Origin of the sequence: Streptomyces paludis (assembly GCF_003344965.1) — a bacterium.
Lineage (GTDB): Bacteria > Actinomycetota > Actinomycetes > Streptomycetales > Streptomycetaceae > Streptomyces > Streptomyces paludis.
This window is the reverse complement of record NZ_CP031194.1, coordinates 5,318,626-5,332,014: the sequence shown is the minus strand read 5'-3', so window position 1 is coordinate 5,332,014 and position 13,389 is coordinate 5,318,626. Positions and strand designations below refer to the sequence as shown.

The following is a 13,389-nucleotide window of genomic DNA, read 5'->3' as shown; positions in this document are numbered from 1 at the left end:
TCGTCAGGATGCCGAACAGCTCGGCAGACCGGTCGTCTCCCCGGCGCTGATCTTCTCCAGGGACCTTCTGGCGTCGGCCAGCGTTTTCACCTTGACCAGGGTCAGCCCGGCCGGGATGTCGGCGGCGGCCGAGGCGCAGTTCTGCTCCGGGGTGAGGAAGTACCGCGCCCCGGCGTTGCGCGCGCCGACCAGCTTCATGCCGATGCCGCCGATCGGGCCGACCGTGCCGGCGTCGTCGATCGTGCCCGTACCGGCGATGAACTTGCCGCCCGTGAGCGAGCCGGGCGTGAGCTTGTCGACGATGCCGAGGGCGAACATCAGGCCGGCGCTCGGCCCGCCCACGTCCGCGAGGTTGATGTCGACCGTGAACGGGAACGTGTGGTCCGTACCGGCCTGGATGCCGACGACGGCGCGGTCGCCGTCGTCGGACTTCTTGGTGGTGATCGTGACCTTCTCGGAGGCGTCGGGCTCCTTGCCGGCCTTCTCCGCCGCCTTCGCCGCCTTGGCGGGGACGATCGTGAAGACGACGTCCTCGCCCGGCTTGTGCTCGGTGACGAGCTTGGCGACATCCGCGGGCGCCTTCACCGCCGTACCGTCCACGGCCTTGATCACGTCCCCGGCGTGCAGCGTGCCCTCGGAGGGGCTGTTCTTCAGCACGGACGAGACGATCGTGTACGACGAGACCGGAATCTCCAGCTCCCGCAGCGCGGCCACCTTGGCGCTCTCCTGGGACTGGCTGAACTCCTCGGCGTTCTCCTGCGTGGACTGCTCTTCCGTCTTGCCGTCCGGATACAGGGTGTCGTGCGGGACGACGATGCTGTCGTGCGCCAGCCAGCCGTAGACCGCTTCCACGATGTTCATGTCGTAGTCCGCGCCGGTGACCCTGACCGTCGTCATGTTGAGATGGCCGGAGGTCGGGTACGTCTTGCGGCCGGCGACGTGCAGCACCGGCTCGCCACGGGCCTCACCGAGCGTGTTCACCGTGGGCCCGGGACTCATCTCCGCGTACGGAACCTTGATCAGCACTCCCGCGCAGAGCAGCGCGATGAGGAGGAGGGTGGAGGCGAGCATCGTCGCGGTGCGGCGTGGCATGGAACGACAGTACGGGAAGGGTCTGTCAGTGCACCTCGGGGGCCGGTGCGCCGGGCGCTCCCGCCTTCTCCATCGCGTCACGGAACCGGGCATAGCCGTTCAGCTCGGCTATGTCGCCGGTCGTACGGTCTCTCGATGCCCAGCTTCCCCATATCGCCGCGCCTACGACGGCGAACAGTGGAATCAGCAACCAGGCGAGTGCGGCCATGCCGGCCTCCCGACTCATCAAGCGTCTTGTGGACGGACCGATCAGCAGATTAACCATCTGCTTCCCCCCAACGCTGCTGCCACGAAGGCGGTTACGCAAATCGGGCCGTACGGGTACTGCCCGGCCACCACCCCTCAACGAGGGCTACGCCCCCACCCGCCCTCCCGTCGCCCGACCACCGCCCCTCAACGAGGCGCTACGCGCCCACCCATTCCTCTGTCCCGTCCGTGAACTTCTGCTGCTTCCAGATCGGGACCCGCTCCTTGAGGTCGTCTATCAGCCTGCGGCACGCCTCGAACGCCTCCCCCCGGTGCGCGCAGGAGACCGCGACCACCACCGCCAGATCCCCGACCGCCAGGTCCCCCACCCGGTGGACGGCCGCCAGCGCGCGGACCGGGAAATCGGCGACGACCTTCTCCGCCACCTTGCGCAGTTCCGCCTCGGCCGACGGATGACCGGTGTAGCCGAGGGCCGCGACATCGGAGCCCCGGTCGTGGTCACGCACCGTACCGACGAAGAGCGCCGTGCCGCCCGCCGCGTCGTCGCCGACCGCGCGGAAGACCTCGTCGACACTCAGCGGGGTGTCGCGGATCGCCAGCAGCCGGATGGGGTCCTCTGCGGCCCGCTCGCCGGGGTGGAGGTACGTGTTCGCCATGGTGTCCATCGTGCCGTACGGCACCGACAGCCCGGAAACGGCGGCGCCTCACAGCCGCCGGTCCGCCCTACAGCCGGCGGCGAGCCTTGCGGGCCCGCCGTACGAGCGCCGCCGTGCCGAGCAGGGCCACCGTCGCGCCCGCGGCGCCCGCCGCGGTGGCGTCCTTGCGGCCGAGGCGGCGGCCGGCGACCGTGTGGCGGCCCTCGACCTCCTCCAGGAGCGCGGCGAGGACCTCCTCGTTCGTCCACCGGGGCCGCCAGCCCGCGTCGTGCAGCCGGCTGACGCTGACCACCCAGGGGTGCATCGTGTAGGCGAGGTCTCCGGCCGGCGAGGGCGTCAGACCGATCCGGTGCAGCCGCGCGGCGGCCCCCAGGGCGACCGCCGAGGGAAGCTCCATCCTTCGGATGGAGCTGAGTTCCTCGACCTCCTCCTGCTCCAGCCAGCCGTCGCAGCCGACCGCCAGCTCCCCCTCGACCTTTTCGAGCGCCGCGTACTCCAGCGCGCTGACCAGGTCCTCGACATGGCAGAACTGCCAGGTGGGCCGGGATCCCGCCACGACGAGCAGCCGGGGCGACTCGAAGTAGCGGGTGAGGGCGGTGTCCGTGCCGCCGACCAGGACGGCGGGCCGGACGACCGTCACCTGGAGGCCGGGGTGCGCGCGCGGCGCGCGGCGGCCGAGACGTTCGATCTCCAGCAGGTCACCGACGCCCGTGGCCTCGGCGGTGGCGCGCAGCTCGGCGTCCTCGGAGAGCGGGATGTCGTTGTCGGGCAGGGCGCCGTAGACCATGGCCGAGGTGCAGAGCACGACCCTGTGCACACCGGCGGCGGCCGCCGCCGTCAGCACCGTCTGTGTGCCGCGTACGTTGTACGCGGTGCGGGCCGCGGCGTCGGTCTCCAGGTCGAGATCGAGCGCCAGATGCACCACCACGTCCGCGCCGCGGAGCTTCTCCGCGATGGCCGGGTCACGGACGTCCAGGATGTACCACTGCGCCTCGGAGACTTCTCCTCTGCGCTCGTCGATGGCGATGACCTGCTTGATCTCCTCGGACGCGGCCAGGCGCCGGGTGAGCAGGTCACCGACGCCGGAGGCGGCGCCGGTCACCGCGACGACGGGGCCGCGGGACGGGGTCGGGGTTGAGTGGTTTCGCGCTGCGCGAACCTGCGGATCTCGGGAACTCACCGGGCGTCTCCAGCGGTTGTCTTCAATACGTACGTGAATGACGCGTACGTACCAGGTGACGTCCATCCTGCCGCAGGCCGTCCACCGACGAAGCACCGAGCCCGGAAGCCAACGGGATGTCGGTCCGCTTTCGGCCGGTGAGAGCCGGCGGCGCCCGGACGCGGTGCCCCGCTCTCACGTCCTGTGCCCCGTACAGGACGTCGCTAGGCTGGGTGGTGCAGTCGGGCAGCCGCTGCCGGCGGGAAGCCGGTGGCCCTACGAGCCGAGGAACCCCGTGAGTGACACCCCATTCGGATTCGGCCTTCCGCCGGAGGAGCCGGAGGACGGCGACGGCAAGAAGAAGGACCCTGCCGGAGGTGGACAGGGTGCCGGTGGCCAGGGCGGTGCCGGCAACCCCTTCGCAGGTTTCGGGCTGCCCGGTGCCGGCGGCGCGGGCGGCGCGGACAATCCCTTCGCCGCCATGTTCGGTTCGCTCAACCCCAACGACCTGGGGGCGGCCTTCCAGCAGCTGGGCCAGATGCTCAGCTACGAGGGCGGTCCCGTGAACTGGGACATGGCGAAGCAGATCGCCCGCCAGACGGTCGCGCAGGGCACACCCGACGGCACGAAGGACGCGAGCGTCGGCCCCGCCGAGCGGTCGGCGGTCGAGGAGGCGGTCCGGCTGGCCGACATCTGGCTCGACGGGGTGACCTCGCTGCCCTCCGGCGCGAACATGGCGGTGGCGTGGAGCCGCGCCGAGTGGGTCGAGGCGACGCTCCCGGCGTGGCAGCAGCTCGTCGACCCGGTGGCGGAGCGGGTGGGCACGGCCATGGGCGAGGTGCTGCCCGAGGAGATGCAGTCCGTGGCGGGCCCGCTGATCGGCATGATGCGCTCCATGGGCGGCGCCATGTTCGGCCAGCAGATCGGGCAGGCCGTGGGGGTGCTGGCCGGTGAGGTGGTCGGCTCGACGGACATCGGACTGCCGCTCGGCCCGGCCAACAGGGCCGCGCTGCTGCCGCTGAACATCGAGGCGTTCAGCAAGGACCTCGGTGTGCCGAAGGACGAGATCCGGCTGTATCTGGCGCTGCGCGAGGCCGCCCACCAGCGGCTCTTCGCCCATGTCCCGTGGCTGCGGTCGCACATGTTCGGCGCGGTCGAGGGGTACGCGCGCGGGATCAAGGTCGACACCTCGAAGCTGGAGGACGTGGTCGGCCAGTTCGACCCGTCGAACCCGGAAGGGCTTCAGGAGGCGCTCCAGCAGGGCATGTTCCAGCCGGAGGACACCCCGGAGCAGAAAGCGGCGCTGGCCCGGCTCGAAACGGCGCTCGCGCTGGTCGAGGGGTGGGTCGACGCGGTGGTGCACGAGGCCGCGAAGCAGCGGCTGACGGGCGCGGACGCGCTGCGCGAGACGCTGCGCAGGCGCCGGGCCTCCGGCGGTCCCGCCGAGCAGACCTTCGCCACCCTGATCGGGCTCCAGCTGCGTCCGCGCCGGCTGCGGGACGCCTCGCGGCTGTGGGCCTCGCTCACGGACGCGCGCGGGGTCGACGGCCGGGACCGGCTGTGGGAGCACCCGGACATGCTGCCGACGGCCTCGGACCTGGACGACCCGGACGGCTTCGTCCACCACGAGCAGGCGGACTTCTCGGAGCTGGACAAGATGCTCGGCGAGGCGGCCCGGGGCGAGCAGGGCGGCACGAAGGACACCCCGAAGACCGACCCGGCGCAGGATCCGAAGACCGACCCGAAGGACGACACCGACAAGTGAGCCTGCACGACGACGCCGTCCTCGTACTGAAGGAGTACGAGGACCAGCCGGAGCTGAGCGGGCTCTATCTGGACCATCTGGCGGCCCATCCCGACGGTATGTGGAAGGCGTGCGGGGCCGGGCATCTGACGGCCAGCGCGCTGGTGATCGATCCGGCGCGGGAGCGGGTGCTGCTGACCCTGCACAAGAAGTTCGGCATGTGGCTCCAGATGGGCGGCCACTGCGAGCCCGGTGACCGGACCCTGCTGCGGGCCGCTCTGCGGGAGGCCATGGAGGAGTCCGGGATCCTGGATCTGCGCCCGCTGTCGGAGCGGCCCGTACGGCTGGACCGGCACCCCATCCCGGCCCCCTGCCACTGGCACATGGATGTCCAGTACGCGGCGCTGGCGCCGGCCGGGGCGGTCGAGCGGATCAGCGACGAGTCGCTCGATCTGCGCTGGTTCACCTACGACGAGGTGCGGGAGATCGCCGACGCCTCGGTCGTGCGGCTGCTGGAGCACACCCTGGCCGCGCTGGACGGCTGAAAGCCGCCCGTACACCTCCGTGGGGGAGGGCCCGCGCGACGGCCCCTCCCCCTCCCCTCGCGGTCCTGGCCGTCCCGGGTCAGCGGCCCCAGTCGTTGCTGAGGTTCTGGCCGTGCGCGCCCTGCCGGCCGACGCCGTACTGCGCGGCGAGTCCCCGGCCGATCTCCGCGCCCTGCGGCGGCATGACCTCGCTGGGCTGGACGAGGGCGAAGCCCTCCCCGAGGAAGCTCAGCTCCCAGCCCTCACCGGTGCTGCCGCGCCGCCGCAGCACCCCCGAGGAGTGCGTCTGGGCCTGCATCTGGACGCGCAGTCCGGCGGACCAGGCGACCACGGCGTCGGCGTCCGCGTTGACGTACTTGTCGGGCGTGACGCTCATCATCAGGGGCGGGCCCGAGGTCATCAGGGCGACCTTGCCCCGGCCCGAGACGGTGAGCTGGTACTTGCCGGAGCCGGAGATTCCGTACTGGCTGTCCACGGCGACGATTTCGGTGTGCAGCGCGGAGTCGAGCGCGAGAACGTAGTCGCTGTCCACCGCGATGCCGTCCTGGCCGACGTCCACGACATGGATGTACTGGGCGAGGTTGGCCAAATAGACGGTGCCCTGCCCGGAGCAGCGCATCAGCTCCAGCCCCTCACCGGTGTGCGCGCGGGCGTGCTGCCGGGTGTGGGACTCGTACTCCCCGTCGAAGTCGATCAGTCCCTGATAGGCGACCATCGCGCCCTTGCGGGCGAGGACGTCCTCCTGTCCGGTCAGCGCGACCCGCAGGAGCTGGGGGTTCTGTACGACGTAGCGGTCCGCGGACTGCTGTTCCGTGTGGGCGAAAAGGGGGCTCTGCATGGTGGTGTTCTCTCGCTTCCCTCAGCCCTGGATCCGCAGTCGGTCGGTGCTGTCCTCGCTGGGCTGGACGACCACGATGCCCTGGCCCGAGAACGCCATCTGGAATGCCTCGCCGCTGCCCCGCCCGATCAGCGCGGACGCCTTGAAGCTGCGCTTGCCCTTCACCTTGAGCGCCGGCGACCAGGCGACCAGCGCGTCGGGGTCGACGTAGGTCTCGTCCTCGCCGCGCCCGCAGTCCACGACGACCGGGGTGCCGCGCGAGGTCAGGGCGACCCAGCCGGTCCCGGAGATCTGTACGTTCCACAGGCCCTGGCCGGCGAACTTGGCGAGCCCCTTCACGCGTTCGACGCCCCACTGGAGATGTGCGTCGAAGGCCAGCAGATTGGTGCCGTTGACGGACAGCGCGTCGTTGTCGAGGTTGATGACGACGACATCCGCGCCGTAGTCGGCGAGATAGAGCAGTCCGTCGCCGGAGCACTTCATCAGGGGGGTGCTCTCGCCGGTGACCCACTGGGAGGCGATCTGGCGGATGGCGGGCGGGTTGGGCTCGTACTGGACGAAGCCCTCGTAGGCGACCATCGAGCCGGTGCGCGCGTACAGGTCCTGGCCGGTGGCCATGGCGACCTTGAGCATGGCGTGGCCGTGGTTCTCCATACGGGCCGCGACGGGGGTGGGCGCGTAGCCCGTGAGCTGCTGGTTCATTGTCCGGGCTCCCTCAGACCTCGTACGGCTGGACGACGATGAAGTTGCCGGGGGCGCCCCGGAACTGGAGGTTCACGGTCTCTCCGCTGTGGCCCGGGTACGCGTTCCTGCGCAGTCTGACCTGGCTCGAGACGATCACCTGGGACGCGGCCGACCAGGCGACGACGGCGTTGGCGTCGGCGAAGGTGGTGGGGGTGACGGGGAGCACCACCGGGGTGCCGTGGGTCTTCACGACCACGGTGCCGGTGCCCTGGAAGACCATGGTGAACAGGGCGCCGCCGGGGATGCCGTGGCCCTCGATGCGGCGGACCTCGTAGTGGAGTCCCTCGTCAAAGGCGAGGACGTTCTCCGCGGAGACACAGATGCCGTCCCCCTGGAGTTCGACGGGGTGCAGATGCGCGCCCTCCTCCGCGAGGAAGACCTGTCCCTTGCCCGTGCAGCGCATCAGCTGCATCTCCTGGCCGGTGGCGTTGCCGACGATCCGGCCGGTGAAACCGGCGCCCTTGTAGCCGAAGTCGACCTTGCCCTGGTACATGACCATGCTGCCCTGGCGGGCGAGGACCGGGGTGCCGCCGGTGCCGAGGTCGACGCGGACCAGTTGGCTGTTCTGCACGGTCCAGCGCTGCCCGGTGGGCAGTTCGCGGTACGGCTGGAGGGCTGCCGCCAGACCGGCGCCGCCCGGCGGCGGCCCCTGCGGCACGCCGTGCGGAGCACCTCCGTAGGACGCGCCCGGCGGCGGCCCGCCGTACGGCGCCGGTACGGGCTGGCCGTACGGGGCGGGGGCGGGCGGGGGAACGGGCGGGGGCGGTACGGCGCCGACGGGCGGCGGGGACAGCGGCGCCACGATGGTCTGCGCGGTGTGCACGGACGGGAACGCGGGGGCCGGAGCGGGTACGAACGCGGGGGCGGGGGGCGGCGTCGCCACCGGGGCGGGCGCCGGGGCGGCGCTTCCGGTGGGCACGGCGAAGCCCGGGACCGGGCCGGCGGACGGCGGCTCGGGCGGCGCGTCCGGGGTCTCCTCCTCGGCGATCTCGCCGCCGAAGTTCTTCAGGAGGGCGTCGAGTCCGCCGTCGAAGCCCTGGCCGACGGCGGCGAAGCGCCAGACGTCCTTGCGGTAGAAGTCGCCGAGCATCACGGCGCGCTCGGTGGTGAACTCCGTGCCGGTGAAGGCGTACCGGACGACCTCCTCGCCGCCCGCGACGATCCGGATATAGCCGGGGCCGATGTCGGACATCTGTCCGGCGCCGTCGATGGTCGCGGTGAAGGAGAGCTTGTGGATGGCCGCGGGGACGCGGTCCAGCGTCACCCTGAAGGACTCGGTGTCACCTGCCTGGGCGCCCAGCAGCTGGAGGGATTCCTCGGGGGACGCCGGCTGGTTGAAGAAGATGAAGTAGCGGTCGTCCGAGAGCTGTTCGGCCTCGTCGAGACCGAAGCAGCTGATGTCGAAGGTCAGTCCGGGGGCGTCGATCCGCACGCCCACATACAGATCCGTACCCGCGGTGAGATCGCTGACCCTGGCCTTGTGACCGCGCTGGAATTCCCTGGCCATACGTGACGACCGTCCCCCGTCCCGAAGTGAATACGTCGCGCCAGGCTAACGGTCGGCACGGACATCGGGGCGAGCCGGTACGGACTCGGTACACGAAGGGTGGGGTTTCGGCTCATTCCTCGTCGGCGTCGGGGAGTTGCGGCAGCCGCTCGGCGGCCACCACTCCTTCGAGATAGCCGCGCGCCCGCTCGGTGCGCGGATACGCCTCCAGCAGCCGCCAGAAGTCCGGGCCGTGTCCCGGTACGAGCAGATGGGCCAGCTCGTGGACGAGGACGTAGTCGATGACGTACTCGGGCATGCCCTGGAGGCGGTGCGAGAGCCGGATGCTGCCCTCGGCGGGGGTGCAGGAGCCCCAGCGGGTGTTCTGGTTGGTGACCCAGCGGACGGTGAGCGGACGGGCCCTGCCGTCGAAGTACTGGGTGGAGAGCCGCTCGGCCCGCTCGGTCAGGGCGTCGTCGCCGAGGAGCCGTTTGTTCTCCTGCGCGGCGAGTTTGTCCAGCATGACCGTCACCCAGCGCTGTTCCTCCGCCTCCGACATACGGGCGGGGATCAGCACGATGGTCCGGTCGCCCTCGCGGTAGGCCGAGACCGTTCTTCTGCGGCGGGCGCTTCTGCGGACCTCGACAGCGCTCGTCGCCGAGCGTCTGGAGGCAGGATCGGCGGACACGCCATGACGTTACCCGCTGTACGCGCGAGAAGTCCCGCCCCGCGTTCGTTCAACCTTGATCCATTTATTTGGCGTTCATCATGCGAAACGACCAACGCCCGGCGCTGTGGATAACTTTCCGCACCATCCGCGCCGCCCGGGCATTCTGATCTCACGGACGAGGGGGAATTCGTTCACGGGACGGGGAGGCCGGAATGCATCCGATGGTGAAGCCCGCGCTGCGGCGGGCCTGGCGGGAGCGGCAGACGGTGCAGTTCGGGGTCACCCCCGCGCACGCGGTTCTGGTGGGTCCGGTCGATACGGCGACGGGCAGCTTTCTGGAGCTGTTGGACGGGACGCGCGGACTGCCGTTGCTGCGGGAGGAGGCCCGTGCGATGGGGCTGCCCGACGGGCAGGCGGACGCGCTGGTGCGGCGGCTGACGGCGGCGGGGCTGATCGACGACGTGGGCGCGGGCGGCGCGGCGGCCGACGCGCTGCGGCGGCGGGCGGAGACGGTCGACCGGCTGCGGCCCGATCTCGCGTCGCTCTCCGTCGTCCACCCGGAGCCCGGGGCGGGGATGCGGCGGCTGGCGGCGCGGCGGACCATGCGGGTGCAGGTGCGGGGTGCGGGCCGGGTCGGGGCGGCCGTGGCGGCGGCGCTCGCGGCGTCCGGGGTGGGCCGGGTCGATGTGCTGGACGGCGGCCACGCGCTGGCGGAGGACGTGGCGCCGGGCGGGCTGCCCGCCGAGGCAGTCGGTGAGCGCAGGGACGCGGCGGCCGGGCGGCTGGTGAGGCGGTCGGCGCCGGGGCGGGCGCCGAGGGACTCGGAGTTCACGGCGGCCCGGGGCGGTCCGGAGCCCGGGCTCTCCCTGGTGATCGTCGCGCCCCGGGACGGGCTCGCCGCGTATGCCCCCGATCCGGTGACGGCGGACCCGTGGATCGCCACGGGCACCCCGCATCTCTATGCGGGAGTGATCGAGGCCACAGGACTGGTGGGACCGCTGGTGCTGCCCGGCGGCTCGGCGTGCGCGGGCTGTGTGGCCCGGCGGCGGGCGGACCGTGATCCGGGGTGGCCGCGCATGCTGGCGCAGTGGCGCTCCGGCCGGGCACCCGCCGCGGCCGTACCCGCCGCTGACCTCGGGCTGGCCACCACGGTGGCGGGGCTGACGGTGGCTCACGCGCTGTCGTTCCTGGACGGGGAGCTGCCCGGCAGTATCGGTGCCCGCTGGGAGGTGTCGCTCCCGCTGCTGGACTGGCGACCGGAGCGAATTGCTCCGCATCCGGAGTGCCCGTGCGGTGCGGCGGGAAGCGGAGAGGGGGTGCGCGTCTCGGAGACCGGGGCATCACACGACACAATGGCGGGGTAACCGCTGTAGCGGCCGGCTTGGTTGTCTTGGCTGTCTGGGACTCGTCGCAGTACGTCCGAGGAGGGGCTCATGTCCGATCTTCCCCGCAAGGCGGTCACCCGCACCGCGAAGCTGGCCACCCTGCCACTGGGTTTCGCGGGCCGGGCCACCTGGGGTCTGGGCAAGCGGATCGGCGGGAAGTCCGCCGAGATCGTTTCCCGGGAATTGCAGCAGCGCACCGCCGACCAGCTCTTCAAGGTCCTCGGGGAGCTGAAGGGCGGGGCGATGAAGTTCGGGCAGGCGCTGTCCGTCTTCGAGTCGGCGCTGCCCGAGGAGATCGCCGGGCCCTACCGGGCCGCGCTCACCAAACTCCAGGACGCCGCCCCGCCCATGCCGACCCGGACGGTTCACGCGGTGCTGGCGGAGCGGCTGGGTGAGGAGTGGCGGGAGCTGTTCCTCGAATTCGAGGACAAGCCGTCGGCCGCCGCGTCGATCGGACAGGTGCACCGGGCGGTGTGGCACGACGGACGCGAGGTCGCGGTCAAGGTGCAGTACCCGGGGGCCGGGGAGGCGCTGCTCTCCGATCTCACCCAGCTGAGCCGGTTCGCCAGGCTGCTGGGGCCGCTGATCCCGGGGATGGACATCAAGCCGCTGATCACCGAGTTGCGGGACCGGGTCTCCGAGGAGCTGGACTACGCGCTGGAGGCCGAGGCCCAGCGGGCGCACGCGGTGGAGTTCGCGGACGATCCGGATGTGGTGGTGCCGGATGTGGTGCACCAGGGCGAACAGGTGCTGGTCACCGAGTGGATGGAGGGCGTGCCGCTGGCGGAGGTGATCACCGGAGGCACCCCCGCGCTGCGGGACCGGGCGGGACAGTTGCTGGCGCGGTTCCTGTTCTCGGGCCCGGCGCGTACGGGGCTGCTGCACGCGGATCCGCATCCGGGGAACTTCCGGCTGCTGCCGCCGGCGGACGGCGGGGAGGACAGCGGAGACGGGAGCGGGGACGAGAGCGCGTACCGGCTCGGGGTGCTGGACTTCGGCACGGTGGACCGGCTGCCGGGCGGGCTGCCCGGGATCATCGGTGAGGCGCTGCGGATGGCGCTGGAGGGCGATGCCCAGGTGGTGTACGACCGGCTGTGCGAGGAGGGGTTCGTCAAGGGATCCGTCGATCTCGACCCCGATGGTGTGCTGGAGTATCTGCTGCCGATCATCGAACCGACGGCGGTGGAGGAGTTCACCTTCACCCGCGGCTGGATGCGCGAGCAGGCCACCCGGATCGGCGACCCGCGCTCGCCCGCCCATCAGCTGGGCAAGCAGCTGAATCTGCCCCCGGCGTATCTGCTGATCCACCGGGTCACACTGAGCACGATCGGGGTGCTCTGTCAGTTGAACGCGACGGTCCGGCTCCGGGACGAGCTGGAGTCGTGGCTTCCGGGCTTCCTGCCGGACCCCGACCCGGAGCAGGTTTCGGACACAGAGCAGACGCCGGTGTCGGAGACGGTGCCGGAGGCGGTGTCGCTGGAGAAGAGCGCGGGCGGGGTCGCGGTCGAGGCGGACGCCTGAACAGCGCGGCGGGGCCGGTCCTGACGGACCGGCCCCGCTGTTGTGCTGCCTGTTCCTACTGCTGTTCCTACTGCATGACGGCCATGGCCAGCGCGCGGCGGGCGCGCATCGACACGCGCTCGGCGCGACGCTGCATGCGCCGAGCGGCGACCAGGCGCACGGCCCGGCGTTCCGCGTCGGCTTCCCGCATGCGTTCGCTCATATGCGCGCGAGCCAGGGCTTCTGGAATGAGTTGCATCTCGCGGGTCCTGTTCTGACGCGACTCGTTCGCGCCCATGGTGGTGACTGCTGGGGTGGCGGAGCCCGAAGGCTCGCTCGGGGAAGAGGTCATCGGAGCCTGCTTCTGGGGATCGTGCGTGTAGGGGCGGTCGATGGTTCCGGTGAGGTTCATGCCGAGACCGGGTTCTTGCGCGGGCGTCCACGGGGACGCTTCCGGGCTACGACCACGCCCTGGACGAAGAGTTCGCCGCCCCACACACCCCACGGCTCGCGCCGCTCCTTGGCGCCGGCGAGGCATGCCTCGATCAGCGGGCAGGTGCCGCAGAGGGCCTTGGCGTACTCCACGTCGGCCGGGGACTCCGCGAAGAAGACCTCCGGGTCGTAGGCACGGCAGGGGACGGGTACGCCCAGGTTCTCGATGGCGTCGTCGAGCGCGGTGAGCGCGGTCAGGGGGGTCAAGGTGGAGTCCTCCGTGGGGACGGGCGGGGAGTTCGTTTCGGAAGGCGGTACGGACGGGGCGTGCGCTTCGAGTTGCACGGGGTGTCTTCCTCGTCTGATCGGTTCCGGGCTGTTGCCCGGTGGTCGGCTGGTACCGGTGGTGCGTGCCCCGAGACCCTTCTCGCCCGTCCGCCCCGTTCGGGGCAAACGAAAGGGCCGCGGATCCCGGGTGGGTTCCGCGGCCCTGAAGGCGCCTGCCTGATGCTGGATCAGGCTGGATCGCTCCAGGGTTCGAGCCCACGGAAGGCCCACATCGTGTGATGCTGCGTCTGCTTCTTCGTTTCGGCACCGGTCGCCGCAAAGGCATAGACCGTGGCCTGTGCCGCTGCTGCTGCTCCTGCTTCCAGTGCCTTGGTCGGTCGCTCATCGCGCTTCGGGGCCGTGCGCTCCCGCACGGGGAGAACGGACAGTCCTGCGGGACGCACGGCACTGGCGCCGGGCAGTCCACTGGCGATGAGTTCGGACCGGGAGAGGCCGAGCGAGCAGGCGGAGACGACCGAGCGATCGGTCATTTTGCCGACGGTGATGGTGCCGGTGCTGATGAAGCCTGTGTTGATGCTGATCACTGGAATCGCCTCCTCTCGGCGTCTCGGAAGACCGGCCGGGGCCAGTCGTACGTATATGG

General features: G+C 71.2%; 15 protein-coding genes. 4 read left to right on the top strand and 11 right to left on the bottom strand.

Annotation, left to right across the window (positions count from 1 at the left end):
* Positions 1–3: 3 nt before the first annotated feature.
* From DVK44_RS23570 to DVK44_RS23555, 4 genes are all read right to left on the bottom strand, one after another.
* A complete protein-coding gene (locus DVK44_RS23570) occupies positions 4–1,092 on the bottom strand; it encodes a YlbL family protein (RefSeq protein WP_114661502.1) in 1,089 nt (362 codons plus the stop codon).
* Positions 1,093–1,117: 25 nt separating this feature from the next.
* Complete coding sequence (locus DVK44_RS23565; protein ID WP_114661500.1) at positions 1,118–1,300, bottom strand: hypothetical protein; 183 nt, start codon at positions 1,298–1,300, stop codon at positions 1,118–1,120.
* Positions 1,301–1,496: 196 nt separating this feature from the next.
* A complete protein-coding gene (locus DVK44_RS23560; RefSeq protein WP_114665381.1) occupies positions 1,497–1,955 on the bottom strand; it encodes a molybdenum cofactor biosynthesis protein MoaE in 459 nt (152 codons plus the stop codon).
* A 67-nt stretch (positions 1,956–2,022) separates the two neighbouring features.
* On the bottom strand, positions 2,023–3,135 hold the full coding sequence (locus DVK44_RS23555) for an SDR family oxidoreductase (RefSeq protein ID WP_114661498.1): 1,113 nt from the start codon (positions 3,133–3,135) through the stop codon (positions 2,023–2,025).
* A 274-nt stretch (positions 3,136–3,409) separates the two neighbouring features.
* Between DVK44_RS23555 and DVK44_RS23550 the strand changes: the two genes are divergently transcribed.
* Together DVK44_RS23550 and DVK44_RS23545 are read left to right on the top strand one after the other, a co-directional pair.
* A complete protein-coding gene (locus DVK44_RS23550; protein ID WP_114661496.1) occupies positions 3,410–4,879 on the top strand; it encodes a zinc-dependent metalloprotease in 1,470 nt (489 codons plus the stop codon).
* The gene (locus DVK44_RS23545) at positions 4,876–5,403 is read left to right on the top strand and encodes an NUDIX hydrolase (protein WP_114661494.1); all 528 of its coding nucleotides are present in this window, start codon (positions 4,876–4,878) and stop codon (positions 5,401–5,403) included. Before DVK44_RS23550 ends, DVK44_RS23545 begins: the two co-directional genes overlap by 4 nt.
* Positions 5,404–5,482: 79 nt before the next feature.
* Here the strand turns inward: DVK44_RS23545 and DVK44_RS23540 are convergent, their stop codons facing one another.
* From DVK44_RS23540 to DVK44_RS23525, 4 genes are all read right to left on the bottom strand, one after another.
* Positions 5,483–6,241 (bottom strand): AIM24 family protein, encoded by a 759-nt coding sequence (locus tag DVK44_RS23540; RefSeq protein ID WP_114661485.1) that lies wholly within the window; start codon positions 6,239–6,241, stop codon positions 5,483–5,485.
* 21 nt (positions 6,242–6,262) lie between these two features.
* Positions 6,263–6,943 (bottom strand): AIM24 family protein, encoded by a 681-nt coding sequence (locus DVK44_RS23535; RefSeq protein WP_114661475.1) that lies wholly within the window; start codon positions 6,941–6,943, stop codon positions 6,263–6,265.
* A 13-nt stretch (positions 6,944–6,956) separates the two neighbouring features.
* Positions 6,957–8,492: a TerD family protein gene (locus DVK44_RS23530; protein WP_114661473.1), complete on the bottom strand. Its 1,536-nt coding sequence runs from the start codon at positions 8,490–8,492 to the stop codon at positions 6,957–6,959.
* A 112-nt stretch (positions 8,493–8,604) separates the two neighbouring features.
* On the bottom strand, positions 8,605–9,159 hold the full coding sequence (locus DVK44_RS23525) for a M48 metallopeptidase family protein (protein WP_114661471.1): 555 nt from the start codon (positions 9,157–9,159) through the stop codon (positions 8,605–8,607).
* 194 nt (positions 9,160–9,353) lie between these two features.
* Here DVK44_RS23525 and DVK44_RS23520 point away from each other — a divergent pair, with 194 nt between their 5' ends.
* Both DVK44_RS23520 and DVK44_RS23515 read left to right on the top strand, forming a co-directional pair.
* The gene (locus DVK44_RS23520; RefSeq protein WP_114661469.1) at positions 9,354–10,505 is read left to right on the top strand and encodes a TOMM precursor leader peptide-binding protein; all 1,152 of its coding nucleotides are present in this window, start codon (positions 9,354–9,356) and stop codon (positions 10,503–10,505) included.
* 69 nt (positions 10,506–10,574) lie between these two features.
* Positions 10,575–12,047, top strand: a complete 1,473-nt coding sequence (locus DVK44_RS23515; protein ID WP_114661467.1) for an ABC1 kinase family protein — start codon at positions 10,575–10,577, stop codon at positions 12,045–12,047.
* A 67-nt stretch (positions 12,048–12,114) separates the two neighbouring features.
* On the opposite strand, the gene DVK44_RS23510 is transcribed toward DVK44_RS23515, so the two are convergent.
* From DVK44_RS23510 to DVK44_RS36490, 3 genes are all read right to left on the bottom strand, one after another.
* Positions 12,115–12,438 (bottom strand): hypothetical protein, encoded by a 324-nt coding sequence (locus tag DVK44_RS23510; protein ID WP_114661465.1) that lies wholly within the window; start codon positions 12,436–12,438, stop codon positions 12,115–12,117.
* Entirely contained in the window at positions 12,435–12,803 is a 369-nt protein-coding gene (locus tag DVK44_RS23505; RefSeq protein WP_114661464.1) for a WhiB family transcriptional regulator, read from the bottom strand. Before DVK44_RS23505 ends, DVK44_RS23510 begins: the two co-directional genes overlap by 4 nt.
* A gap of 170 nt (positions 12,804–12,973) precedes the next feature.
* The gene (locus DVK44_RS36490; protein WP_162794027.1) at positions 12,974–13,330 is read right to left on the bottom strand and encodes a hypothetical protein; all 357 of its coding nucleotides are present in this window, start codon (positions 13,328–13,330) and stop codon (positions 12,974–12,976) included.
* Between the last annotated feature and the right edge of the window lie 59 nt (positions 13,331–13,389).

What these genes read in the sequence shown, in the direction of transcription:
- DVK44_RS23510 (WP_114661465.1), bottom strand. Translation starts at nt 12,438, where the DNA reads ATGAACCTCACCGGAACCATCGACCGCCCCTACACGCACGATCCCCAG.
- DVK44_RS23565 (WP_114661500.1), bottom strand. Translation starts at nt 1,300, where the DNA reads ATGGCCGCACTCGCCTGGTTGCTGATTCCACTGTTCGCCGTCGTAGGC.
- DVK44_RS23535 (WP_114661475.1), bottom strand. Translation starts at nt 6,943, where the DNA reads ATGAACCAGCAGCTCACGGGCTACGCGCCCACCCCCGTCGCGGCCCGT.
- DVK44_RS23570 (WP_114661502.1), bottom strand. Translation starts at nt 1,092, where the DNA reads ATGCCACGCCGCACCGCGACGATGCTCGCCTCCACCCTCCTCCTCATC.
- DVK44_RS23530 (WP_114661473.1), bottom strand. Translation starts at nt 8,492, where the DNA reads ATGGCCAGGGAATTCCAGCGCGGTCACAAGGCCAGGGTCAGCGATCTC.
- DVK44_RS23540 (WP_114661485.1), bottom strand. Translation starts at nt 6,241, where the DNA reads ATGCAGAGCCCCCTTTTCGCCCACACGGAACAGCAGTCCGCGGACCGC.
- DVK44_RS23520 (WP_114661469.1), top strand. Translation starts at nt 9,354, where the DNA reads ATGCATCCGATGGTGAAGCCCGCGCTGCGGCGGGCCTGGCGGGAGCGG.
- DVK44_RS23560 (WP_114665381.1), bottom strand. Translation starts at nt 1,955, where the DNA reads ATGGCGAACACGTACCTCCACCCCGGCGAGCGGGCCGCAGAGGACCCC.
- DVK44_RS23515 (WP_114661467.1), top strand. Translation starts at nt 10,575, where the DNA reads ATGTCCGATCTTCCCCGCAAGGCGGTCACCCGCACCGCGAAGCTGGCC.